Consider the following 23,798-nt stretch of genomic DNA (forward strand, 5'->3'; position numbering starts at 1 on the left):
TGTTTAAAGTTCTATAAATCTTTGATGATAGACCCTTAAAAAACCAAGATTTACACTCTTTCTTGCAATTGTAATAAGAAAGCCCTTAAATTTTGAGGGATTCTTTGAAAACATAACTAGTTTATCCCTTGTAAACACATAAATTATAGTTTTTTTATCATCATTAAATCCTTTAAGGAAATCTGCAATTTCTTTTTTCTCTACAGGTGATATACTAAAAATCACTTCCTCGAATACAGAGTTACCACTTTCATCTAAGACAATTACACCATGAACATCAGGATTTTTTATAATTTCTTTAAGATAATAAAAACCTTTTCTTCCTTTAGTTACTTCTTCCATCTTAATTTTTTAACTACCCAACTCAAAGTAACAAAGTTTGTATTTTTCTTGAAGATAAGAAATTTCCAATCGTTAGAAGTTCTGATTCCAACTTCAGGGAACTCAGATTCTACAATAATTTCCTGTGGATCACCCAATCCCCATTTTTTAAAATATGTGTCTAACAAGTTAAGAAAATATAAAAGCTTATCATCTTTTTCTACCCTTTCAAACCCCTCAATTCCTTTAAGAAACTCAATAAGTTCTTCCTCATATTTTTTCTTCTCTTCTTTCTTTAAGATCTCTTTCCTTTCTAATACTCTTGCTTCTTCTAAATCCGTTTTTTCACCTTTCTTTTCCCTTATCTCTCTCAACTTTTCTCTCAAATAGGCTTCTTTCTTTTCGTCCTTTTGAATCTCTGCAATTCTTATCCAGAGTAAAAGAGCTCTTTCCGAGAGAGGACTTGATCTTAAATAGTCTTTTAGGAGAGTTTCAGCCTCAGTTATTAAATTATGATCAATATATTCCTCAACAAGCTCAAGAAGTAAACTTGATCTTGGATCGTAAAAAAGTTTTTCCTCTTTCATATAGGCATTTTCTTTGTATCAATTTCAATCAAAAGGGTCCTTAAAAGTGAAATAAGCCTTTCGATCTTACTTTTCAAATCACCACTTGCATATTCAAAAGCTTTCTCCCATGCTTTTAATGCACCTTGCAAATCTCCAAGTCTTACTCTTACAAAACCCATACCATAATAGCCAAGTGGATTATGAGGATCTTTTCTTATAATCTGATAATATTGCTGGGAAGCCAGTCTATAATTTTTCTGAGAATAATAAAGTTCTGCAAGGAGCAAATGAGCCATTATGAAATCAGGGTAAAGAGATATAGATTTTGTTAGAAAAACCTCTGCTTCAAGATATTTGCCCTTTTTTAACATTTCTCTTGCTTTTAAAAATAATTCTTCAGCTTCAACCCTTGCTTTCTCTTCAAGAGTTCTATCTATTTCCTTAAACTCTATAATACCTCTTTCATAAAGTTTCACAATCTCTTTAGCAACTTCAATTGAAGGTAATTTAAATTCCTCTATTATATCCTCGATTTTTCTTTTAGAATCAACTAGTGAAAGAATTTTCCATTCAAGCGGTGAAAGATCAAGTGAAAAAATTTCTCTGTTTAACCATCTATCTGATAAAACTGGTATAAGAGAATAGGACGGAATTTTTTTTGAAATTTCCTCCCATTCATCTAATCTTCTTGAACTTTCAAGTAGAATATCCTGTATATCAAAGGAGTAAAGATCGGGTAAAATTTCATTTTCATTCTTTAGTTCTTCAAACCTAAATATACCTACTTTCCAGGAAAGAATTTCAAACATTCTTGTCTCATTTACACTTCTTAAAATTTTCTGAATAATAGAAACATCTTTACTTTTCTCGGTAGCTAATATTAAAATTTCTTTTTCATTAAACCTTAAATCTTCTTTTAATCCCCTTAAAAGACCTGTTTGCTTGATTTTTATGTATAAAAGGTCATCTCCCAAAATTGTAATTAACTGCAAGTAACCCTTTTTAATTATTATCTCTGCACTGTTTTTTTCTTTTTTTAGTTCATTTTCTACTTTTATTTTTCCTGTTTTTCTATTTAAAGCAAGAATCTGTAAAAAATCAACTAGCGAGAGTTCCTCAAGTTTCCCTTCAATTGGCATTTTAAACTTTAACCTCCCTTTCAAGCATCTTTAACCATTTTAAAGCTAAGTTTGAATATTCCTTTGCTTTTTTTGCCAAGGGAGAGTTCTCAGAAAGTTTAATAAGTTTTGACCATGACTCTATTGCTTTTGCGTATTTCCCTATCAATGCGTAACACACACCTTGATAAAAATGAAGTTCTTCTTTTAAAAATAAGTCTCTCTCGCAACTTCTAAAAAGCTCTATGGCTTCTTTATATTTACCCCTCATCGTGAACTCGATAGCTTCCAAAAGATCCGCGTGCTTTTTAAAGCCTCTATCTTTTAATTCTTTAATAGCTCTTTTAAATTCACCTTCTCTTTTTAACTTAAGGGAACACAAAGCGTAAGAGTAAATAGCTTCCTTGTTATTTCTGTCCTCCTTGATAATTCTTTCGTACTCCTTTATGGCTTCTTCATATCTTCCTAACTTTTCAAGTAACTCAGCAAACCACATAATCATCTTTAAATTAGGCTTAAATCTTTTAAAGACTTCACTTAGAATATTTAAGGCTTCCTCTAATTCACCTTTTTTATCCTTAATTTTTGCTTTCAAAATTAAAACATCAATGTATCCTTTACTTTTTGACAAAATTTTATTTACTTCCTCCTCAGCTTTTTCATACCTTTTTGTCCGATAGAATACATGAGCAAGACGAAATCTTATTTTATCATCCTCCTTTTCCTTTAAAAGTTTTAAATAAAACTGTTCAGCACTCTCATAAAGTGATAGGTTTTCGTAAACCAAAGCAATTAAATAGCCTATTTCACTATCATCTGGATACTTTTTATTAAGGGGAATAAGAATTTTAAGAGCCTCTTCAAAATTTCTGTTTTTGATTAAAATTTTCACCTTCTTCAGCTCAAGAGTTTTATCTCCCTCAAATTCAGGAATTTTTTTGTATGGAAAAAATCTTGACTCAATAGGTCTCGGTGAACCTTCTATTGAGAAAAGATACTGAAAAACATGATACTCTTTTAAATCAACCTTTACCTGGGTTTCCTCTCCAGAGAATTCAGCAAGCAATGTTGCCGCAAAAGAGAAATCAGGTTGAATTCTTAGAGCCTCCCTTAAAAGTTCTATAGCTTTGTCTTTAACTCCCCTTTCTCCTAAAATTTTTGCGTAAAGTGTTAAATAAATAGGGTTTTCCTTTTCTATTTCATTTATTTCTTTTAAATAATTTAAGGCTTTTTCTAAATCATTCTCTTCAATAGCTATTAATGAAAGATTGTAAAAAGGGACAATAAATCCTGGTTCAATCTGGGAGGCTCTTAAGAAGTAATCCTTTGCTTTCTCCTTATCATCATTTGCTATTAGACACCCCAAATTATTTAAAGCATAGGGATAATTTTTTATACTTTCAAGAATTCTACGTGCCTTTTCAGTTTCCCCCTTTCTTAAAAGAGAAATAGCATACATATTCCAGGTATGAAAATCTTTTTCTTTAATTGTCTCTATTATACTTATAGCACTATCCCACTTTTCCTCCAAAATTAATAACTCAGCTTCGATCTTTTTTAGTTCTAGCCTACTTTCTTCCATCCTTTTAAGCTCCTCAAGAATACTTCTTGCTTCTCTTATAAAAAACTTATTTTTGTAAGCTTTGAGAAGGTGCAACTTTGACTCAAAGGGATCTGCCTTTATCTCTGAAACACCTATAGATTCTTGCAATAACTCCTCAACTGAGGGAACTTCCTCCTCAATTCCAAGAGCTCCTTGAATTCTTGAAATTCTGGGATCAAGCTCTTTTGCTTTTAAAGCTTCCTCTAAAGCCTCTTCTAGATAACCCTTTTCACCATACGCAAAAGAAAGAAATAAATGAGCCTTTGCATTCTTAGGATCCTTAGAAATTACCTCTTTAAGAACCTTAATAGCTGCATCGTAGTTACCCTGATTGTAAAGAACTTCTGCAAGATCCAAGCTAATTTCAACATCATCAGGCAAAATTTTTTGAGCCCTCTTAATTGCTGCTGTTGCCTCTTGAAATTTTCCCATTTTTTTATAACTTTTTATCATTCCCTTGAGAGCTTCTTTATTTTGTGACTCTCTTGAAAGTACCTCTCTATATTCCCTCAGAGCATCAGCATATTTACCTAGCTGATATAACGTTTTAGCAAACTCTAATCTTGAATTAATATCGTCTGGATTTTTCTCCACAACTCTATAATATTTTTCAAGCAGATCTTCTCTTTTTTTTGTCTTTTTTAAGATTATCTCAAGATTAATCCGTGCAATATTAAAATCAGGGTCAATATCAAGTGCCTTTTTAAGCTCACTAATAGCTTCATCATACAAACCCCTATTAAAATAAACAACCGCCAAGTTATTATGGGCAGCTGGATCATTTGGATCAATTCTACTTGCAAAAGATCTTAAAATTTTAATCTCTTCTTGAGTTGGCAATTTCATTCAAAAAATGCCCTTAATCTTTCTTGAATGGTGCCAATTGCATGTTCATCAGGCAAAAAGAAAAAGGTTGCTTTAATTTGTACCCCGTCTTCAATCTTTAAAATAGATTTTATACATAGAGCAAAACCCCTCTCAACCTCAATCTGAAGAAAGGCGTCTGAAAGTATCACTCTCATACTATCATTTTTAAAATAAGGAACTGTTGGTAAAGCTAAAAGTCCAAGAAAATCAGATAGTGCTGTCATGTAAGCACCTGTTATTATATTACCAACCTCCTTTAAAGCAGACTCCTCATGTTCTTTTATTTCTGTAATCCTTTCACCAATCAAAATAGAAAGCAACGTAAGAGCCTCGTTTTTAGAAAGTAAAAGTAAAGTAAGTCCAGTAAGATCTCCAACAAAATACAAAAGAATACCAATTGCATCTTCTTCGTCCTTATTTACAACCTTCTCAAAAACATCCTCAATTTTGCCAATAAACACCTCTGGAACAGTCATGAGTACTTTTCTGTTTAGAAGTTCTGAAAGAGCTGTAGCTGCATGTCCGCAACCTATATTTGCTACCTCCCTTAAACCATCCATTCCGAAGATTTCACCCTTTTTCATTTTAACTTTCTAAAAATTTTGAAGGATCAATTATAATAGCTACAGTTCCATCACCAAGAATTGTTCCTCCAGAAACATAAGGAATTCTCATCAAATATATATCAAGAGGTTTAACTACAACATCCATCTGAGTTAAAACTTTATCAACTAAAAGTAAAGCTCTTTTTCTTTCACTTTCTACTAAAAGAGCTGAAAATCTCTCAGATTTTTTTCCGTTCAAATTAAGCTTTTTATTCATCCATATACAGGGAAGAACTTCATCCCTTACTAACATGTAGTCTTTTCCCATCATCTTTTTTATATCCTCATATTTACCCTCTATAATTTCTTGAACAAAAATTAAAGGAATAACGAATTTGTGTTCAGCCACACTAACAACGACACCCTTTGTAATAGCTAAGGAAAGAGGTAACTTAAGCTTTATTGTTGTTCCTTTTGTAAATTTACTCTCTATTTCAAAAACTCCACCCATCTTAGTAACAAACTGTTTAACGATATCAAGTCCAATACCTCTTCCTGACATTTTAGTTGTATCCTCCCTAGTTGTAAATCCTGGTATGGCTATAAGTTCTAATATCTCTTTATCTGTCAAAACTTTAGCCCTTTCCTCAGAAATTATACCTCTCTCAATTGCCTTTCTTAAAACACTTTTTTTGTCAATACCTCTCCCGTCATCAATAACAAAAATTGTAACGGAATTTTTTTCTCTCTCAAGCTTTATTACTATTTTCCCTCTAGAGGGCTTTCCCTGTCTAATTCTTTCTTCAGGAGGTTCTATACCGTGATCAATTGAGTTTCTTATCATATGTAAAAGAGGTTCCCTCATTTCCTCAAGTAAAACTCTATCAAGCTCGATGTTTCCACCTTCCACTATAAATTCTATTTCCTTTCCCATTTCCTTAGCCTTATCTCTAACAAATCTTTTAAACCTTTCAAGGATCTGTATTGCTGGAATTAAACGAATTGACATTACTTCATCCTGTAGATGAGAAATTATTCTCTCAAGATTTTCAATCAAATCTTCAAACTCCCTATCTTTTTGCTCCCGTAATTTAGAGAAAAGCCTTTCCTTCTCGATGACCAATTCTCCAACTATATCCATCAACCTATCAATTTTTTCAGATCTAACCTTTATTTCTTCCAGAGGTTTTATTGTGATTTCCTTTTCTTCAATCTCAGACTCTCTTTTTTCCTCTATAAAATAATGCATAATATCCGTGAAACTCTCAAGAATTTCATTTATGTACTTATCCTTTTCATCTGTTTTAATAACTACTTTCAGAACATTTTCAACCTCCCCCTTTAACATTTCTTCCTCTAAAGGTTCGGATGAAAGAATCTCAAATTTATCTTTAAGAGTTTTAAGAATAACAAGCATTCTTGCAGCCAAAAACTGCGTTTCTGGATCAAGATATATTTTTATTTCATAGATTCTTTCTGTTTTTTGAATTTCTTTAGACGACTTTATTTCCTCAAAAGTGAATTTTTTTTCTTCTTTTAACATTATCTTTAGAGAGTCAAGAGCTCTAAAGAGAAAATCAAAATCTAAATCCTTCCTTTTACCTTTTCTTAACTCATCAAATTCATCTTCAAGTTTATGACAAAACTCTTCTATATCTTTTCTTTCAACAGCTGCTGCCATTCCCTTTAAGGTGTGTGCATATCTAAAAATTTCGTTTATTAACCTTTGTGTCCACCCCTTTTTCTCAAGCTCAAGTATTGTCTTTTCTAAATTATTTATAATTTCCTCAGCTTCACTTTTAAAGAGCTCTATATACTTTTTATCAATCATTTCGACTTTATCACCCTCTCTACTGCTTCAAGAACTCTTGAGGGCTGAAAGGGCTTTACAATGTAATCTTTTGCCCCAGCCTGTATAGCCTCCAAAACAAGTGGTTGTTGACCCATTGCTGAGACCATAATTATTTTAGCATTTGGATCAAAAGAGATTATCTCCCTTACCGCATCTATTCCACTTTTGTCAGGCATTACAATATCCATTGTAACAACATCGGGTTTTAACTCCCTATATAGTCTAACAGCTTCCTCTCCGTTTGATGCCTCACCACAAATTTCGTATCCCCCCTTTTTTAAAATATCTGCAAGTAACTTCCTCATAAACTGAGCATCATCTACTATCAAAACTCTCGGATTCATTAAAAGCTAAAGTTACCTAAATTGGACTTGAACCTCCCCTGGAATTTTTCTAGGATCTATTATTAAATACCTTTTTTTCCCTACTATTGCTTGACCCGACAAAAGTGACTTATCTAAGTCTTTTTTTAAAGTATCGGGCAATTCTCCTATCTTTACCTCCTCACAATCAAAAACACCAAGGATCATATCAACTTCACAGGAGTATATTCTCTTAGGCTCAGGTGAGAGTATAATAAAGAACTTATCTTTATTTTCTTCGTTTTCTTCAATACCCATTCTTTTTTTTAAGTTAAAAAGTGGTATTATGTTTCCTCTTAAATTAAAGACTCCCTTTAAATAGGAAGGAGAAAGAGGAACAGGAAAGACTGGTTTAGGTTCTGAAATTTCAAGAACACTTTCCATCAAAAATGAAAATTCCTTCTGAGAGAGCCTAAAAGCAATTATTTTCTTTTTTTCCATATATTAATTACACTTTTCTACCATCCCAAAACCCATGGAGGTTTTCTCTCCGATACCCGAATCAAAGACAAATCTTAAAACTTGTACATCTCCCTTTAAGTATAAATTTGCCATATAGCCTCTAACATTTATATTTTTTATTTTTAAAAGTTTTGACCTATAAGACTCACAAACTATCTCAAAATCATCATTTGAAAGAACCTCGCCTGTAAAACATTCAAACTTATTTTTTACTATATTTTTTAATTTTTTATAGAAATTTTCTTGATCGGGTGATAAATACAAAGTAATTTTTTTGTCTCCCTCTCTTTTATTTTCAGAAACTACAAGTGGAGAAAGTGTCCTAACTTTGAAAATATTACCCAATTTTTCAACTTCATAAACACTAGTCTTTAAAACAGGTAAAAGGTAATTTAAAATTCTCAAAAATTTCTCTCTTTTTATTATATTTTCCAGAATTTCGATAAACACAGAATCTGGTGAAGATATAATGAGAGTTAAAGGCCCGATCATAATTATATGGTTCTTATCAGAGATAAATTTTTTTGGAAATAAAGGTGAAAAGGAAAAGAGTTTTAAATTTTTATTTTTGTATCGCCAACCATACGAATGAATTGTATAAGAAAATCGTTCATTATATTTACTTAGTAAAAAGTAAATTGAAGAGGCAACAAAATAATTATAGAACCACGGAATTTTATATTCTTTTTCTTCTCCAAGTATAACTTTTAATCTCAATATTTTAATTTCCGCCCCCGGCAGGACTCGAACCTGCAACCACCGGATTAGAAATCCGATGCTCTATCCATTTGAGCTACGGGGGCTTTTTTTCTATAAAATTATAAAATTTTCATAACTAAAATTCAAATAATTTCTATTCAATTTTTCGCTCTAGAACATTTTAAATTGAAAAAATTTACTAATAAATTTATAATATTTAGAAGGGTTCAATTCCCAATTTAAGGAAATTATAATAAAATGCCCACATTTATTTGGAAAGGCAGAACACCAGAGGGTAAAAAAGTAGAGGGAGAAATGACTGCTGATACACAACAAGAAGTCATCTCAGCTTTAAGAAAAAGGAACATAATCCCTGTTTCTGTAACAATAAAAGAAAAAAAGAAAATCCCAACACTTGAAGAGTTATTTCCACAAAAAGTAAAAATAACAGACATGGCAATATTCACAAAACAGTTTGCCACAATGCTTGAAGCTGGACTTCCTCTAATGGACACATTAAATACCCTATACGTTCAAACAAACAATAAAACTCTAAAAAGAACAATTGGAAAAATTTCAGAGGACTTGGAAGGTGGCTATACGTTGGCAGATGCGATGAGAAAACACAAAAATGTCTTCCCTGATCTATACGTTAACATGGTAGAAGCTGGAGAAAAGGGAGGTGCTCTAGGTGAAATTCTTACACGACTTGCTGAATACCTCGAAAAAACTGCCGATCTTCAAAGAAAAATAAAAGGTGCAATGATTTACCCAGTAATAGTTATTTTTGTAGCTATTGCAGCAACAGCAGCCTTACTTATCTTTGTCATACCAACTTTTAAAGGTTTATACGAAGGCTTTGGGGCTGAACTTCCCCTTTTAACAAAAATTGTAATTGGACTTTCAAACTTTGTCCAAAGGTATATTCTTTTTATAATACTTTTATTCGTCGGAATCATCGTGGGGCTTAGAGTTTGGTACGGAACTGATCCAGGAAGAGAAGTCATTGATAGAGTATTATTAAGACTCCCCATAATAGGGAATCTAGTTCATAAACAGGCTCTATCAAGATTTTCACGCACCCTTTCAACACTTTTAAGAAGTGGTGTTCCACTTATTGACTCTATGGATATAACATCAAAAACAACAGGTAATAGAGTCGTTCAACATGCTATAGAAAGGGCAAGAAATTCAATAAGGGAAGGCTCAACAATTTCCTTACCTTTACAAAAGTCAGGGGTATTCCCACCTCTTGTAGTTCAGATGGTTCATATAGGTGAACAATCAGGAAACCTAGACGAAATGTTACTTAAGGTATCTGAATTTTATGATAAAGAAGTTGACGCTGCTGTAGAGGCTCTTACCTCTGCTCTTGAACCACTCATAATGGTTGTACTTGGAGGGGTGGTTGGAACTATGGTTGTTTCAATGTATCTTCCGATATTCAAGTTAATACCAACTCTAATGCAAACTCTCTCTCACTAAAAAGAAAGGTATTGATAACGAAAAAGCACGAACATCTTTTAAAGTTAACTTTACTTATAAGACCTTTTATAGTTTTTTTTTCTTTATCTATAAGTTATTTCTTTCTGCGAGAAATTTTCGAATTAGAACCCTTTCCTTTTTTATGGATATTTGTTTCATCAGTAATCTTATCTTTTCTTTTCTACTTTTCATTAAAAAGGGGAAAGAAAATACCCTTTGTATATCTTATTGCTGATACTTTTTTAATAATTTCAATTATGCACTTTTCCGGTGGTCCTGAAAGTGTCTTTTCTATACTATTTTTCCTTGTTATAATAACCTCTTCATTTTATCTTGAAAGAGAAAATTTTTTTTATTTTTTGATTACTCTACTTTTCATTTATAACTTATTTCTTTTTCTCTGGACTAAGGAAATAATCAAAGTTCCCCTTAAAATTGAATTTCAAACTCATCAAGTCTTATTAAGAGGCTATATCTCTACGCTATCTTTTATTTTATCCTCATTTATAGCTTATTTTTTGTCTGAAAAAGCAAGAAGGGGAGAAAGAGAAGCTGAAAAAACTGACATTTTAGCAAGAGAAATACTTAATAATCTTGGCGAAATTGTTTTAGTTAAGGATGAAAAAAATAACGTAATATATAAAAACTCTGACATCTTTGAGCATATTCTAAGTGAAACTAATAGAAGAGAGATCTCATTTAATGGTAAAGTATTTTCTCTAAACTTCTCTTCATTTGAATTATTTAATGAAAGATACAAAATCTATGTCTTAAGAGATGTCACAAAAGAAAAAGAAATTGAGCATATTCTAAAACAAAAAGAAAAGGAGAAATTTCTAACAGAACTTTCTCATGGTCTTGCCCATGAAATTAAAAATCCCCTCACTGTAATCAAAGGAGCAATAACAACACTATCAAGAATTAATGACGAAGAAAAGAAGAAAAAATTAATTGACTTAATAAAAAAAGAGTCAGAAAGAATCGATTTAATAGTTAAAACTTTCTACGAATATGCAAAATTAAAAGAAATAAAACGTGAAAGAGTACACTTAAAGGGACTTATAAAAAACATAGCAAACGAATTTGGGATCCAAAATTTAGTATTTCAAAGTGAAAGGGAATTTATTGAAGCAGAGCCACATCTAATTCAGATAGCAATAAAAAACCTTTTAATAAACGCCATTGAGGCTGTCAAAAATGACTTAAACAAAGTTAAAATTAAATTGATAGAAAACAAGATCATCATAGAAGACAGCGGGGAGGGAATGAGTGAGGAAGAACTTGAAAAAGTAAAATATCCTTTTTACACAACAAAACCGGGGGGCCTGGGAATGGGACTACCCCTTGCAGAAAGAATCTGTGAATTACACGGCTTTAAACTTACACTAAAAAGCCAAAAAGGCAAAGGAACCGAAGCTATAATAGAAATAAGTTGAAAAGAAAAATACTTATTGTTGACGATGAAAAGTCAATCTTAGACTGGATGAAAATTGCTCTTGAAGATAAATACGAAGTTTTAACGTACCAAGATCCCCTACTTGCCTTAGACTATATAAAGAAAGAAAAAGTTGACTTAGTTATAACAGATATTAGAATGCCAGGAATATCTGGTCTTGAATTACTCGAAGAAATTAAGAAAACAAACTCTATTTTGCCTGTTATAATTATTACAGCTTATGCATCAATAGAATCTGCAATAACTGCCTTCAGAAAAGGAGTCTCTGATTACTTAATTAAACCTTTTTCAGAAGAAGAACTTATTTATAGGGTTGAAAAACACTTACCTGAGTTAGAGAAATATGAAGAATTTATTGCTGTTGATGAAAAAATGCTTGAGGTAAAAAAGATTGCCTTAAAATCTGCAAAAACTGACTTACCCGTACTTATATACGGTGAAACTGGAGTAGGAAAAGAGGTTTTAGCAAGATTAATTCATAAAAACTCAAACAGAAAAGATAAGAGCCTTGTTGCTGTTAACTGTGCAGCTTTGCCCTCTGAACTTCTGGAATCAGAACTTTTTGGATACAAAAAAGGAGCTTTTACAGGTGCCTTTGGAGATAAAAAGGGGCTTCTTGAAATAGCCGACGGAGGTACAATCTTTCTCGATGAAATTTCAGAAATGCCGCTTCACCTTCAATCTAAACTTCTAAGAGTTATAGAGAATAAAGAAATAATACCTTTAGGATCAGTTAGTGCGAAAAAAATAGATATAAGGATAATAAGTGCAACAAATAGAGATCCAAAAGAAAGTATAAAAGAGGGTAAACTGAGAGAAGATCTTTATTACAGAATCTCTGCTTTTCCAATTTATATTCCACCTTTAAGAGAAAGAAAAAAGGATATTCCGGCTCTTGTTGAGTACTTTATAAAAAGAATATCAAAAAGATTAAAAAAAGATTTTACAGTTGAAGAAGAAGTTATCGATGTACTCTTAGACTATAGCTGGAAGGGGAACGTGAGGGAACTTGAAAACGCTATTGAAAGAGCATGTGCGATATGTGAGGGTACTGTTATTAAAAAAGAACATATACCTTCTGAAATAATCGAGGAATCAGCAAAAGCAAAAAATTTAAGAGAGCTTGAGGAAAAATTAATTCTTGAAGTTTTGAGAGAGTCAAATGGAAACGTAAAGAAAGCAGCTCAAAAACTTGGAATTCATCCCTCAACTATATATAGAAGACTAAAAAAGATGAATAAAAAAAATGAGTGAGAAACTGGAAAATAACGAAAAGTTAGCTAAGATCTTTAACAAAATGGCCGATGCTCTTGAATATTTAGGCGAAATACCGTACAAAGTCTCTGCCTATAGAAAAGCCGCAAGAACCCTTGAGAACCTCGACAGAGATGTTTCAGAAATTGAAGATCTTGAGTCGTTACCAGGGATCGGTGAAGGAATAGCAAAAAAAATAAAAGAGTTTCTTGAAACAGGAAAAATAGAAAAAGCAGAAGAGATATTCTCTAAGGTACCAGAAGGAATTTTAGATCTTATGCAGATACCCAATTTAGGGCCAAAAACTCTTGCCCTACTTCATAAAGAATTTGGAGTTAAAGACCTTGAAACTCTAAAGGCGGCTCTTGAAAATAAAAAAGTATTGACTCTTTTCGGAATGGGGGAAAAAAAAGTTGAAAATATAAAAAAGGGAATAGAACTTTTTCTAAAAAGTAAAGGAAGATACCTCTTAGGCGAAGTCTATCCACTGGTAAATCAAATAATTGAATTTTTAAAGGAACATAAAGACACAGATAAGGTAATCGCTGCTGGATCCTTTAGAAGATTTAAAGAAACTGTAGGAGATGTGGACATTTTGGTAACTACAAAAACAGAAAGTAACATAACGGATTATTCAACACAATTTCCAAAGATTGAAAAAGTGCTTGTCTGTGGACCAACAAAATCGTCCTTTGTCTTAAAGAATGGTCTTCAGGTCGACATAAGAGTAATACCAGTAGAATCAATGGGTGCTGCAATGCAATACTTTACTGGCTCAAAACAGCACAATATACACTTAAGGAAAATAGCAAAAGAAATGGGTCTTAAAATAAGTGAATACGGAGTTTTTAAAGACGAAAAATTTGTAGCTGGAAGAACAGAGGAAGAAGTTTATGGAATTCTTAATATGCAATGGATACCACCTGAAATAAGAGAGGACGAAGGAGAAATAGAGCTTGCACTTGAGGGCAAAATTCCAGAACTTGTAAAAAGAGAAGATGTACTAGGTGATTTGCATGTCCATTCTGATTATTCAGATGGACAGAGTTCAATTTTAGAAATAAAGGAAGAAGGTAAAAAAAGAGGATATTCCTATGTTGCCATCTGTGATCATTCCCAATCCGCAAAATACGCAAAGGGCTTATCAATAGAAAGACTCTTAAAGAAAAGGGAAGAAATAAAGAAAATTAATGAAAGGGGCGATCCACCCTATTTAATATTTGGAGCAGAAGTGGATATCTTACCTGATGGAAGATTAGATTATCCTGACGAGGTGCTTAAAGAAATTGATTTTGTAGTTGTCTCAATACATACAGGTTTTAGAAGGGATAACACAGATAGAATAGTTAGGGCCTTTGAAAATCCCTTTGTACATGCCTTTTCCCATCCAACAGGAAGGCTAATTGGATCAAGGGAACCCTATGAAGCAAACTGGGATTTGGTATTTAAAAAAGCAAAAGAAAGGGGGATTTGGATGGAAATTAATTCTTACTATGAAAGATTAGATTTATCACCGCCTCTCATAAAGAAGGCAAAAAAATATGGATTAAAGTTTATAATAGGAACCGATGCTCACCACTATAATCAAATGTGGATGCTAGAACTTGGAGTTGGTACAGCAAGAAGGGGCTACTTAACAAAAGATGATATAATAAATACTTTAGAACTTGAAAAACTGTTAAATCTTTTGAAAAGTAAAAGAACTGTTTAAAAATTCTATAAAACTAGCAATACCCTTATAAACCTCAAATAATCTTTTATAATCTATAGTTTCGGGCAAATCAAACTTAGTATGATAGTTTGGATTTCTTAAAAAAGCGGTATCAGTTACTAAAAGTGCTTTTGTGCCTCTTTTCCAGAAGGGATAATGATCAGAAAAGTTCATTTCTGGTATAATAGGGGGAAAAGCTAAATATTGAACTTGAATTGATGTATTATTTTTAAAAATTTCAGAGAGCTTTTTCATGTAAAATCTTGATCTTAAATTACTAACAATTCCGATGAAATTTGCTGTATCGGGATAAAGGAAGTTTAATGGGAATGGATATTTTTGGGAGTTTTTTTCATCACTGTAATAGCCAATAGATTCAAGGGAAATCATAAGTTCAACTTTTTCTTTTCTTTTAGTAAGAATTTCCGCATAAACTTCTGAACCCATTCCTTTTGAGGCAAAAAAGGGCGGTTCTTCATTTGGAAAAAAGAGAAATCTTATATCTTTTTTAAAATTAAAGTTAGAGAAAGATTTAGCAATTTCAATCAAAAGAGAAACACCAGTTGCGTTATCATCTGCTCCAGGGGAATCATAGAAGCTATCATAGTGGGCACCTATTATAAAAATTTCCAAAGAACTAAAAATTTTCCCCACCTCAATAATAAACACGTCGTATCCATACGATCTATACTTTATTTCTCTTATCTCATAATTTAAATTCCTTAGATTTTCCAGGATATACTCCTTAGTCTTTAAGTAGTTTTTGTAATAAAAAACGTTGCGTTTTCCAATATCTAGTGATAAAACCTCAACGTGCCTTTTTAAACCCTCTATCAAAGTAAGGTTTCGCTAAAAATCTTTATAAGATCCCTCTCCTCTATCCTTTCAGGGAAAAATCTTTTAAACTTTTCAGTTAAAAAATTATATTCCCTCAAAAAATCTTCAATATCATTTTCTTTAATCCCATATTTTTTAAAACTTCTCGGTAAATTTAAATCATTATAAAGCTCATCTAGATATGCCAAGATATCATTTAAGTTAACCTCATCCTTTTCCATTAAATATGAGAAAAGTTCTTTTAAATTAAAACTATTTTTATTCCACCTATATTTTATCCAAGGTATAAGAAGAATTGATAAACCTGCGGGATGAGGAACGTTATCATAAAATCCGGAAACAATGTGTTCAAGCCAATGCATCTCATGAAATCCTCCGATACCTCTTGTAGCTATTCCTGTTAGGGCAAGACCAGATAAAAGGTGTAAATTTTCTCTTGCAGTTATATTTTTTGGATCCCTTACTAGCGTCTTTATTGACTCTATTGTTTTTTTGGTATAAAACTTCGCAACACCCTTTATTATCTCACCCTCTACCGTAGAAGTAACAAAGGGTTCAAGCATGTGAGTAATTATATCAATTGAACAAAGTGAAAGATATTCCATATCGAGTGTACTTGAAAGTAAGGGATCTACAATAGAAAACTTTGGGAAAATTTTTTCATCAAAGATACCCCATTTTCTTTTTTCTTCTAAATTTGATACTATTGAAGTAGAATTTAGTTCAGAGCCGGTTGCAAAAGTTGTTGGAACTAAGCAGAAATTGAGAACTTCATTTTTTGGACTTTTTTGCATCATTGTATAATCCCAGATACTCCCCTCATTTTTAACAAGAAGTGAAATAGCCTTTACTGCATCCATTACACTACCACCACCAAAACCAAGCACGCTATCTACATTTAAAAACCTTGCAAGCTTTGCCGCCTCCTCTATTTCAAAAGTTTTTGGATTCGGTGATATTTTGTCAAAATGAATAAAATCTAATTTTAACTCTTCAAATATATTTTTAATCTTCTCTAAATACCCATATTTTCTTGCAAAATTTTTTCCAGTAACAACTAAAGTTTTTTTACCTAAAATGGGTATAATTTCCTTAAGTTTTTCCTCAAAAATTCCTTTACCAAAAAAGTATTTAACAGGTAGAAATAAGTTTAAAGGTCTCAAAAAATTATTCTACAGTTACACTCTTTGCAAGGTTCCTAGGTTTATCCACATCACAACCACGCAAAAGGGCTACATGATAGGCAAAAAGTTGTAAAGGTACTATAGAAATAAGGGGTTGTAAAAGATAAGTCGTATCGGGTATAGGTAAAAAGTCTTCCACCATTTCTTTGAGGTTATTATCACCTAGTGTTCCAATTGCAATAACAGGTGCATCCCTTGCTCTCACTTCCTCAATATTTGATATCATTTTTTCATAGAGATCGTTTTTAGGTGAAATTGCCACAACTGGGAATTCTTTGTCTAAAAGGGCAATTGGACCATGTTTCATTTCCCCAGCTGCATAGCCTGTTGCATGAATATAAGAAATCTCCTTTAGCTTTAGAGCACCCTCAAGAGCTGTAGGATAGAGTAAACCTCTTCCAAGAAACATCATATTTTTAACATTATAGTATTTCTTTGCAACCTGTGAAATTTCCTCCTCTCTACCAAGAATAAATCTCATCTTATCCGGAATCTTTTTTAAGTTTTCAATTATTTCCTTAGCCTCCCTCTCTGTAACGTAGCCCTTTAAAAGTCCAACTTCAATTGAAATTAAAAGTAAATAAAAAAGTTGAGATGTATAGGCCTTTGTTGAGGCAACACCGATCTCAGGTCCTGCATTTAAATAAACTGTATAATCAGATTCCCTATCAATAGTGCTATTTTTAACGTTAACAAGTGAAATAATCGGTATTCCAAATTCCTTTGCTTTTCTAATACCGGCAAGAGTATCAGCTGTCTCTCCTGACTGAGATATGCCGATACAGACAGTTCTTTTACTCGAAACCAGTTCACCATATCTAAACTCAGATGAAAGTTCACACTCTGTAAAAGTTTTTAAAAACTTCTGAAAAAGGCTTTTTCCATAAAGCCCGGCATGGAAACTTGTTCCTGCTGCTTGAATAATAACTTGTTCTGCTTTAAGGAGTATATCTTTTGCTTCATTCTGTAAAACTCTAACTCTTTCATTCTCATCTAAAACTCTCATCAGATTTTCTTCAATAATCCTAGGTTGTTCATGAATCTCTTTAAGCATGAAGTGAGGATAACCCCTTTTTTCAACCATATCCTCTTCCCACTCCACAACGATATATCTTCTTTTCTTTCTTCTTCCATTAAAATCATAAAACTCTACCCTTTTTTCACCTAAAACGGCGATTTCGTTATCATCCATACTTATTACTTTCCTTGTGTGAGATAAAATAGCAGGTATGTCAGAGGCAATAATATTTTCATTCTTACCGATACCTACAATTAAAGGAGACCCTTTTTTTACACCTATTAGGATATCAGGATGAAACACGTTTATAATAGCGAGGGCGAAGCTACCTTTTAACTTATTAACGCTTTTTATAACACTTTCTAAAAAATCTCCCCTATAGTTTTCTTCAAGTAAATGAGGAATAACTTCTGTATCGGTGTTTGAGATAAATCTGTGTTTTTTTTCAAGTTTCTTCTTTAGGTCTCTAAAATTTTCTATAATACCATTATGTACTACTGCAAAAATTCCCTTACAGTCAACATGAGGGTGGGCATTTTCTTCTGTTGGTTTTCCATGAGTTGCCCATCTTGTGTGTCCAATTCCCACTTTAGAGGGTATCGGGACACCATTTAATAGCTTAGATAGCTCGTTAATTCTACCTACTTTTTTTCTAACAAAAAGCTTACCGTTTACTATACTGGCAAAACCAGCAGAATCGTAACCCCTATACTCTAATTTTTCTAATCCAACTAAAATAACACTATTTATATCTTTATTACCGATATAACCAACAATACCGCACACTACTCAATTTTCTCCCTCTTTAACTCGTATTTAACTGTAATAGGTACACCATAGGCGGTTATTTCCACTATTACTTCCTTATCACCTATACTTTTTACGTAACCGTTTCTCACAGCATCCCCCTGTCTTATTATGTAACTTCTTCCGTCAGGAGCTTCAAAAAGAGCTACATTTCCTTTTTGACCCCTCATTATTCCAACTAACTTTAAGTTAGATAGATCAACAACTTCCTCCTCTTCTCTTTTATAGCCCTTACCTATCAAAGAGGCAAAGGGATCTCTTCTTCCAGCAGGATCGTAGCTATAACCTTTGGGTAGGAATTCTTCCTTTAGCTTAACGGTGTCAATCTCTTGACCAAGAACAAAACCAGGTTTTGGAACGGTTTCGGTCACCTCTATTTTTCTTTCTCCCCCCTTGCACCCTAATATTAATCCATTAAAAAAAATTAATAAAAAAATAATCAAAAAATTTTTCATCTTGACGCTCCTTTTGCCCTTACAGGTCTCGGTTCTCTTGTTGGGCTGGGGGCAGAAGCACCAGGTAAGGTGCCTGCACTATAGAACTTGGCGACAAATGAAGCTTTACAGGTTCTTTCTTCATCCTTAGTTTGAGTTATTGTGATTCCCTCAACTGTTACAAGTCTTGATAAAGTAGAAAGTTCTGAGATAAATTTAACAAGATCATGGAAATTCGCATTTACCTCGAGTGAATAAGGAAGTTCTGTATATTCGCCCATTGAGACAGGTGGGTTTCTAGTTAGATTAATAATTTTAACGTTGTTTTGGGATCCCCTCTGTTGAAGCAGTGTAATTACTTCTTCAGGTTTTTCTTCAGGAGGCAAAAGCCTCAAGGCCTTTTCCCAAAGATACTGAAGTTTTTTAATCTCTATTTCAAGTTGAGGAAGTCTAGAAGCTGCCATTCTTGCCGCACTTAAATCTTTCGAAATTTCACTATGTTTTGCTTCAAGACTTTTGATGTACTCTCTATCTTTAGTGTGGATCAAAAAATAATAAACTAAAGATAAAAAGACTCCGATACCAGCTGTAATTAAAAAGAACCTTAATTTTTTATCCATTATTTCCCTCCCCCACTAGAAACTCCAATAAAGCTTGTTACGGGCACTTGAAGCGTAAATGTTAAATACTCAGTTTCACTTTCTTTTTTTACATCTATTTTCTCAAGTATTATATCCTCACCAAAAAGGGGGGAAGACTTTAAGTTCTGGATAAAGTCCGCGATAAATATATTTGAAAAAGAATTACCCTCAATTCTAATTATACTCCCTGTATGCTGAAAGAAAGTTACCCATACATAATCAGGAAGAGCCTTAGAAAATTCATCTAAAATCATTACTTCTGTATTAATAGTTGAAAGCAATCTCTTCGCAATATTTACTTTGTTTTCAAAATCACTCTTTTTTATCTCAAGCTCCTTTACTTTTTCTTGAATCTCTCTCAGTGTATAAAGTTCTGTACTGTCCCTTCTTATTTTTTCCTTTAAAATCGCAATTTTTGCTCTTGAAGTGGAAAAACTAGTGAAAATCCAGAGAAGAGAAAGAGAAAGTATAAGTATACCGGCAACTTCATAGATACCAATGGGTGGTAAAGTAATTTTAATCCCCCTTTCTACTTTTTCTTCAGGTGGTAATAGATTAATTCTTATCATAGTATCCCCCTTAATGATAAACCAAAAGAAGGAGCAAATAATGCTCCTATGACTTCTTTAGAACCAAGTTCAAGAAATGACTCGGGAAGGTCGATTCTTTCAAAGGGATTTAATCTCTCAACTTTAACTCCAAGGGATTCTGAAAGATTTGTTGTAAAGTCCTTTATAAGAGTACCTCCTCCTGAGACATAAATAACATCAGGAAAGTCCTTTTTCTCTAAGTAAGGGAAAATTCTTCTAATTTCATCAGATAATGCAGAAACATAATCTCTATAAACTTCATAAACAAATGTTGAAGAAACTTCTTTTTCTCCCTTTAGTATGAGTAAGCTATCAGTATATGACAAATCAAGCTTTTCTTGCATTAAATTAATAAGGCTTTTTAAATTTGTCCTTATATCTCTAATTAAATAGGGGCCTGTATCTATGAAAAAAAACATTGTAGCAAAGTTTTTACCAATGTGCAAAATTCCTTTTAAATCATTATTTTTAGCAATCTCAGGATAGTTAAATTCAAAGAGATTATACAAGGCTAATACTTTAACATCGATAATTCTAGGAATAAAACCTGCTGATTTAATTAGATGTACATAATCTGTAACAGCATCATTTCTTGCTGCTACAATAAGAACCTCAACTTCTGTCTCGCTTACTTCAGGATTGACTATATCTCCATCAACTGATATTTCAGTAGGATCGACTCCAAAATACTGCTCAGCCTGCCATTTTATCTGCTCCTTTAATTCATCTAATGGAAGTTTATCCATCTTTACTCTCTTTATGCTTATAGCTCTTGGATTTGGTATAAAAGTAGCTATATTCTTTATAGGTGGCTTTCTTTCCTGAATAAACCTTTGTAAAACCTCAATAACTACATCTCTCTCAATAATCTCCCCTTCTGCTATAGCTTCCTCAGGCAAATCCGTTTTCCATATCTCCTTAACTTTAACATTACCTTTAGATCCTTCTAAAAGTGATATTTTAATACTTGAAGATCCTATATCAATACCTAAGAGCCCTCTTTTTTTACCTATCATCCGTAGCACTTTCTCTTGTAAGGGTTGAACTTTTATTCACAATTTTCATTATAATATAAAATGCTCAAAATGTCAATAAAAGGGTGAATTAAAATGGTAGAACTAATTTTTGTTATTATTCTTATATGGGTTTTTCTTTATTTACTTTATAGATTTGCTTTCAAAACTGTATTAACTGAAAAGTCCGGTGAAATTTTACCAGTTAGAAAGATTGAAATAACACCAATTATTATCTTAATTATCTTGTCTTTTTTTATTACTATTTACGTAGTATTAAGTTTCAGACAAGTCCCCCTCGGTTACGTTCTTATTACCTTTAACATACTCACAAAGGAATACGGACTAAAAACAGAGGGTTTACAGTTTGTACCAAGGATAATATATAAAACACACCTTTACAATATAAGAAGACAAGAGTATACAATGACTGCAAGAAAGGGAGAGAGTGAAAAAAAGGACATCGATGACTCTCTATGGTCTCCAACAAAAGAGGGCCTTCAAATAGGTCTTGATCTTACCTGTTGGTTTAGAATACCACCCGAAAATGTGATAAAAATTCACAAGGAAATAGGCCCAGATTACAACGAAAAAGTTATAAGACCAGCAATAAGATCTGAAGTAAGACACACTATATCCTCTTACTCAGTTATCGAGATATATTCTTCAAGAAGAGAAGAAATACAAAGAGAAATTGAAGAAAAAGTGAGAAAGAGATTGGAAAAGGATGGTTTCCTTATTGAAGCTGTTTTTTTAAGAGATGTTCATTTTACACCAGACTTTGCTAAGGCCATAGAGGAAAAACAGATAGCCCAGCAGGAGGCTGAAAGAATGGAGTATCTCCTTGAAAAGGAAAGAAAGGAGGCTGAAAGAAAAAGAATCGAAGCAAAAGGAAAAGCAGATGCTATAAAGATTATAAGTGAAGAACTTAGAAAAAATCCCCTATACATAAATTATCTATTTGTTGATAAACTTTCTGATAAAGTCAAAGTGGTAATATCTGATAAGGGAACAATTCTTAATTTACAATCCCTTGATGAAAAGTAAAATAGAGGATCTGCCTGGAACACCACTTAAAGTATTGATCAAAAATAATAGATTTTTAAGTTTCTATTTAGAAAAAAGAGGGGATTACTTTCATATATACTTTCCCTTTGGATCCTTTATGCTTACAAGAATCAAAAAACAGGAGGAAAAGGAAAGGAAAGAGGAAATAGGTAAGATAATTTCACCCATGTCAGGAAAAATTATCAAAGTTTTTAAAAAAGAAAAGGAAGAAGTAAAGGAGAACGAACCATTATGTGTAATAGAGGCAATGAAAATGCAAAATGAGATTAAATCTAAAAGAGAAGGAAAAATCAAAAAAATTTTTGTAGAAGAGGGCAAAATCGTTAAAAAAGGCGACATTTTGTTTGTAATAGAATGAATAACAAAATTTTTTATACTAAAGAAGATCTTAAGAAATACGAATTTTTAGAGGGCGATTTAAAGCCCGGGAAGTATCCATTTACAAGAGCTATCTATGAGGAAATGTACACAAAAAAGCTCTGGACAATGAGACAGTACTCTGGATTTGGGACTCCGGAGGAAACAAACGAAAGGTTTAAAAAAATGATAAAGGAGGGACAAACAGGACTATCTCTTGCCTTTGATTTACCAACTCAACTTGGTCTTGACCCTGACCATACTCTTTCAAAGGGAGAAGTGGGAAGAGTGGGAGTCTCCGTTTGGAGCGTTGATTCAATGAGAAGAGTTTTAAAAGACATTGAGATTGATAAGATCTCACTTTCTATGACCATAAACGCTACAGCCGGCATTTTGTTAGCCTTTTACTTGGCAATCGCTGAAGAAAGAGGTATTCCAAAGGATAAACTCAGAGGAACAATTCAAAACGACATTTTAAAGGAATTTGCTGCAAGAGGAAATTATATCTATCCCGTAAAGGAATCTATGAGACTTAATATCGATGTTATCGAATTTTCACTGAAAAATCTTCCCAATTTTTATCCTATATCAGTAAGTGGATACCACTTTAGAGAAAAGGGAGCAAGTGCTGTACAAGAGGTTGCCTTTACTATAGCTGATGCTATTGAGTATGTAAAGGGGACTGTTGAAAGAGGAATTGATCCAGATACCATAGGAAGAAGGATAACCTTCTTTTTTTCTTCCCACAATAATTTCTTTGAGGAAATTGCAAAATTCAGAGCTGCAAGGAGAGTATGGGCTATTATAATGAAGGAAAAGTTCGGAGCAAAAGATGAAAAGGCAATGCATATGAGATTCCACACCCAGACAGCTGGCTCTACACTGCAGGCACAGTCCCCTATTTTAAATATAATAAGAGTGACTTCTCAGGCAATGGCTGCTATTTTAGGAGGAACACAGAGCCTTCATACAAACAGTTTCGACGAGGCACTTTCCTTACCGACAGAAGAGTCTGCCTTAATTGCCTTAAGAACACAACAAATTCTTGCCTATGAAACAGGCATTGCCGAAGTAACAGACCCACTTGGAGGCTCTTTTTATGTAGAGGCTTTAACAAGAAAAATTGAAGAAGAAGTTTTTTCTCTTTTGAAAGAAATTGAGGAAAGAGGGGGAGCAGCAGAGTGTGTTGAAAAGGGTCTTTTTCAAAAATGGATTGAGGAAAATGCTTACTTAGAACAAAAAAGTATAGAAGAAAAAAAGAAGATAATAGTTGGCTTAAATGCCTTCAGATCTGAAAAAGATCAAAAAGTTAAGATATTTAAGATTAAAAGTAGGGGGGAAAGAGATGAAATGAGAAGGATAAAAGAGTTTAGGAAAAAGAGAGATAAAAAACTTGTAGAGGAAAAATTAGAGATGTTAAAAGAAAAGGCACAGAGTAAGGAGAATCTCATGGAGGCTATAATAGATTGTGTTAAGGCAAATTGTACGTTAGGAGAAATTTCTTATGAACTTGAAAAGATCTGGAAAAGGGTCTAAATCCCTCTA

General features: G+C 32.8%; 23 protein-coding genes and 1 tRNA gene. 7 read left to right on the forward strand and 17 right to left on the reverse strand.

Annotated elements, in window-relative coordinates; genetic code table 11:
* Window positions 1–3: 3 nt before the first annotated feature.
* The 10 genes from ABDH49_05760 to ABDH49_05805 form a co-directional block, all read right to left on the reverse strand.
* On the reverse strand, window positions 4–342 hold the full coding sequence (locus tag ABDH49_05760; GenBank protein ID MEN3046467.1) for a hypothetical protein: 339 nt from the start codon (window positions 340–342) through the stop codon (window positions 4–6).
* On the reverse strand, window positions 330–908 hold the full coding sequence (locus ABDH49_05765; protein MEN3046468.1) for a hypothetical protein: 579 nt from the start codon (window positions 906–908) through the stop codon (window positions 330–332). Before ABDH49_05765 ends, ABDH49_05760 begins: the two co-directional genes overlap by 13 nt.
* Window positions 905–2,029 carry a DUF4388 domain-containing protein gene (locus tag ABDH49_05770; protein ID MEN3046469.1) on the reverse strand — a complete coding sequence of 375 codons (1,125 nt, stop codon included), beginning with the start codon at window positions 2,027–2,029 and terminating at the stop codon, window positions 905–907. The genes ABDH49_05765 and ABDH49_05770 overlap by 4 nt, the downstream gene beginning before the upstream one ends.
* Before the next feature lies 1 nt (window position 2,030).
* Window positions 2,031–4,457: a tetratricopeptide repeat protein gene (locus ABDH49_05775; protein MEN3046470.1), complete on the reverse strand. Its 2,427-nt coding sequence runs from the start codon at window positions 4,455–4,457 to the stop codon at window positions 2,031–2,033.
* Window positions 4,454–5,062 (reverse strand): chemotaxis protein CheC, encoded by a 609-nt coding sequence (locus tag ABDH49_05780; protein ID MEN3046471.1) that lies wholly within the window; start codon window positions 5,060–5,062, stop codon window positions 4,454–4,456. Before ABDH49_05780 ends, ABDH49_05775 begins: the two co-directional genes overlap by 4 nt.
* Before the next feature lies 1 nt (window position 5,063).
* Window positions 5,064–6,854: a chemotaxis protein CheA gene (locus tag ABDH49_05785; GenBank protein MEN3046472.1), complete on the reverse strand. Its 1,791-nt coding sequence runs from the start codon at window positions 6,852–6,854 to the stop codon at window positions 5,064–5,066.
* Window positions 6,851–7,219, reverse strand: a complete 369-nt coding sequence (locus ABDH49_05790; protein MEN3046473.1) for a response regulator — start codon at window positions 7,217–7,219, stop codon at window positions 6,851–6,853. Before ABDH49_05790 ends, ABDH49_05785 begins: the two co-directional genes overlap by 4 nt.
* Window positions 7,220–7,231: 12 nt before the next feature.
* Window positions 7,232–7,678, reverse strand: a complete 447-nt coding sequence (locus ABDH49_05795) for a chemotaxis protein CheW (GenBank protein ID MEN3046474.1) — start codon at window positions 7,676–7,678, stop codon at window positions 7,232–7,234.
* A gap of 3 nt (window positions 7,679–7,681) precedes the next feature.
* Complete coding sequence (cas6, locus tag ABDH49_05800) at window positions 7,682–8,416, reverse strand: CRISPR-associated endoribonuclease Cas6 (GenBank protein ID MEN3046475.1); 735 nt, start codon at window positions 8,414–8,416, stop codon at window positions 7,682–7,684.
* 12 nt (window positions 8,417–8,428) lie between these two features.
* Window positions 8,429–8,502 (reverse strand) — tRNA-Arg (locus ABDH49_05805).
* A 154-nt stretch (window positions 8,503–8,656) separates the two neighbouring features.
* Here ABDH49_05805 and ABDH49_05810 point away from each other — a divergent pair.
* From ABDH49_05810 to polX, 4 genes are read left to right on the forward strand one after another with little or no spacing between them, the layout of a single operon-like run.
* Window positions 8,657–9,883, forward strand: a complete 1,227-nt coding sequence (locus ABDH49_05810; protein MEN3046476.1) for a type II secretion system F family protein — start codon at window positions 8,657–8,659, stop codon at window positions 9,881–9,883.
* 11 nt (window positions 9,884–9,894) lie between these two features.
* A complete protein-coding gene (locus tag ABDH49_05815; GenBank protein MEN3046477.1) occupies window positions 9,895–11,319 on the forward strand; it encodes an ATP-binding protein in 1,425 nt (474 codons plus the stop codon).
* On the forward strand, window positions 11,316–12,593 hold the full coding sequence (locus ABDH49_05820) for a sigma-54 dependent transcriptional regulator (GenBank protein MEN3046478.1): 1,278 nt from the start codon (window positions 11,316–11,318) through the stop codon (window positions 12,591–12,593). The genes ABDH49_05815 and ABDH49_05820 overlap by 4 nt, the downstream gene beginning before the upstream one ends.
* Window positions 12,586–14,304: a DNA polymerase/3'-5' exonuclease PolX gene (gene polX, locus ABDH49_05825; GenBank protein ID MEN3046479.1), complete on the forward strand. Its 1,719-nt coding sequence runs from the start codon at window positions 12,586–12,588 to the stop codon at window positions 14,302–14,304. The genes ABDH49_05820 and polX overlap by 8 nt, the downstream gene beginning before the upstream one ends.
* Here polX and ABDH49_05830 read toward each other — a convergent pair.
* From ABDH49_05830 to pilM, 7 genes are read right to left on the reverse strand one after another with little or no spacing between them, the layout of a single operon-like run.
* Window positions 14,272–15,141 carry a M20/M25/M40 family metallo-hydrolase gene (locus ABDH49_05830; GenBank protein ID MEN3046480.1) on the reverse strand — a complete coding sequence of 290 codons (870 nt, stop codon included), beginning with the start codon at window positions 15,139–15,141 and terminating at the stop codon, window positions 14,272–14,274. The two genes, polX and ABDH49_05830, sit on opposite strands and share 33 nt — an antisense overlap.
* Window positions 15,138–16,304 (reverse strand): iron-containing alcohol dehydrogenase, encoded by a 1,167-nt coding sequence (locus ABDH49_05835; protein ID MEN3046481.1) that lies wholly within the window; start codon window positions 16,302–16,304, stop codon window positions 15,138–15,140. The genes ABDH49_05830 and ABDH49_05835 overlap by 4 nt, the downstream gene beginning before the upstream one ends.
* A gap of 4 nt (window positions 16,305–16,308) precedes the next feature.
* Window positions 16,309–18,129 (reverse strand): glutamine--fructose-6-phosphate transaminase (isomerizing), encoded by a 1,821-nt coding sequence (glmS, locus tag ABDH49_05840; protein ID MEN3046482.1) that lies wholly within the window; start codon window positions 18,127–18,129, stop codon window positions 16,309–16,311.
* On the reverse strand, window positions 18,129–18,605 hold the full coding sequence (locus ABDH49_05845) for a pilus assembly protein PilP (protein ID MEN3046483.1): 477 nt from the start codon (window positions 18,603–18,605) through the stop codon (window positions 18,129–18,131). Before ABDH49_05845 ends, glmS begins: the two co-directional genes overlap by 1 nt.
* Window positions 18,602–19,204 (reverse strand): type 4a pilus biogenesis protein PilO, encoded by a 603-nt coding sequence (gene pilO, locus ABDH49_05850; GenBank protein MEN3046484.1) that lies wholly within the window; start codon window positions 19,202–19,204, stop codon window positions 18,602–18,604. Before pilO ends, ABDH49_05845 begins: the two co-directional genes overlap by 4 nt.
* A complete protein-coding gene (locus ABDH49_05855; GenBank protein ID MEN3046485.1) occupies window positions 19,204–19,794 on the reverse strand; it encodes a PilN domain-containing protein in 591 nt (196 codons plus the stop codon). The genes pilO and ABDH49_05855 overlap by 1 nt, the downstream gene beginning before the upstream one ends.
* Entirely contained in the window at window positions 19,791–20,831 is a 1,041-nt protein-coding gene (gene pilM, locus ABDH49_05860; GenBank protein ID MEN3046486.1) for a type IV pilus assembly protein PilM, read from the reverse strand. The genes ABDH49_05855 and pilM overlap by 4 nt, the downstream gene beginning before the upstream one ends.
* Window positions 20,832–20,924: 93 nt before the next feature.
* On the opposite strand from pilM, the gene ABDH49_05865 reads away from it, so the two are divergent.
* From ABDH49_05865 to ABDH49_05875, 3 genes are read left to right on the forward strand one after another with little or no spacing between them, the layout of a single operon-like run.
* Window positions 20,925–21,875: a prohibitin family protein gene (locus tag ABDH49_05865; GenBank protein ID MEN3046487.1), complete on the forward strand. Its 951-nt coding sequence runs from the start codon at window positions 20,925–20,927 to the stop codon at window positions 21,873–21,875.
* On the forward strand, window positions 21,865–22,254 hold the full coding sequence (locus tag ABDH49_05870; protein MEN3046488.1) for an acetyl-CoA carboxylase biotin carboxyl carrier protein subunit: 390 nt from the start codon (window positions 21,865–21,867) through the stop codon (window positions 22,252–22,254). Before ABDH49_05865 ends, ABDH49_05870 begins: the two co-directional genes overlap by 11 nt.
* Window positions 22,251–23,789, forward strand: a complete 1,539-nt coding sequence (locus ABDH49_05875; GenBank protein ID MEN3046489.1) for a methylmalonyl-CoA mutase family protein — start codon at window positions 22,251–22,253, stop codon at window positions 23,787–23,789. Before ABDH49_05870 ends, ABDH49_05875 begins: the two co-directional genes overlap by 4 nt.
* Window positions 23,790–23,798: the final 9 nt, after the last annotated feature.

Source organism: Candidatus Hydrothermales bacterium, assembly GCA_039630235.1.
Lineage (GTDB): Bacteria > Hydrothermota > Hydrothermia > Hydrothermales > JAJRUZ01 > JBCNVI01.

Bases quoted from the DNA above. Each gene is read 5' to 3' on its own strand.
- ABDH49_05845 (MEN3046483.1), bottom strand. From the start codon at position 18,605: ATGAAAAATTTTTTGATTATTTTTTTATTAATTTTTTTTAATGGATTA.
- ABDH49_05785 (MEN3046472.1), bottom strand. From the start codon at position 6,854: ATGATTGATAAAAAGTATATAGAGCTCTTTAAAAGTGAAGCTGAGGAA.
- ABDH49_05855 (MEN3046485.1), bottom strand. From the start codon at position 19,794: ATGATAAGAATTAATCTATTACCACCTGAAGAAAAAGTAGAAAGGGGG.
- polX (MEN3046479.1), top strand. From the start codon at position 12,586: ATGAGTGAGAAACTGGAAAATAACGAAAAGTTAGCTAAGATCTTTAAC.
- ABDH49_05780 (MEN3046471.1), bottom strand. From the start codon at position 5,062: ATGAAAAAGGGTGAAATCTTCGGAATGGATGGTTTAAGGGAGGTAGCA.
- ABDH49_05795 (MEN3046474.1), bottom strand. From the start codon at position 7,678: ATGGAAAAAAAGAAAATAATTGCTTTTAGGCTCTCTCAGAAGGAATTT.
- ABDH49_05775 (MEN3046470.1), bottom strand. From the start codon at position 4,457: ATGAAATTGCCAACTCAAGAAGAGATTAAAATTTTAAGATCTTTTGCA.
- ABDH49_05875 (MEN3046489.1), top strand. From the start codon at position 22,251: ATGAATAACAAAATTTTTTATACTAAAGAAGATCTTAAGAAATACGAA.
- ABDH49_05790 (MEN3046473.1), bottom strand. From the start codon at position 7,219: ATGAATCCGAGAGTTTTGATAGTAGATGATGCTCAGTTTATGAGGAAG.
- ABDH49_05760 (MEN3046467.1), bottom strand. From the start codon at position 342: ATGGAAGAAGTAACTAAAGGAAGAAAAGGTTTTTATTATCTTAAAGAA.
- ABDH49_05870 (MEN3046488.1), top strand. From the start codon at position 21,865: ATGAAAAGTAAAATAGAGGATCTGCCTGGAACACCACTTAAAGTATTG.
- ABDH49_05770 (MEN3046469.1), bottom strand. From the start codon at position 2,029: ATGCCAATTGAAGGGAAACTTGAGGAACTCTCGCTAGTTGATTTTTTA.
- ABDH49_05865 (MEN3046487.1), top strand. From the start codon at position 20,925: ATGGTAGAACTAATTTTTGTTATTATTCTTATATGGGTTTTTCTTTAT.
- ABDH49_05765 (MEN3046468.1), bottom strand. From the start codon at position 908: ATGAAAGAGGAAAAACTTTTTTACGATCCAAGATCAAGTTTACTTCTT.
- ABDH49_05810 (MEN3046476.1), top strand. From the start codon at position 8,657: ATGCCCACATTTATTTGGAAAGGCAGAACACCAGAGGGTAAAAAAGTA.
- pilO (MEN3046484.1), bottom strand. From the start codon at position 19,204: ATGGATAAAAAATTAAGGTTCTTTTTAATTACAGCTGGTATCGGAGTC.
- pilM (MEN3046486.1), bottom strand. From the start codon at position 20,831: ATGATAGGTAAAAAAAGAGGGCTCTTAGGTATTGATATAGGATCTTCA.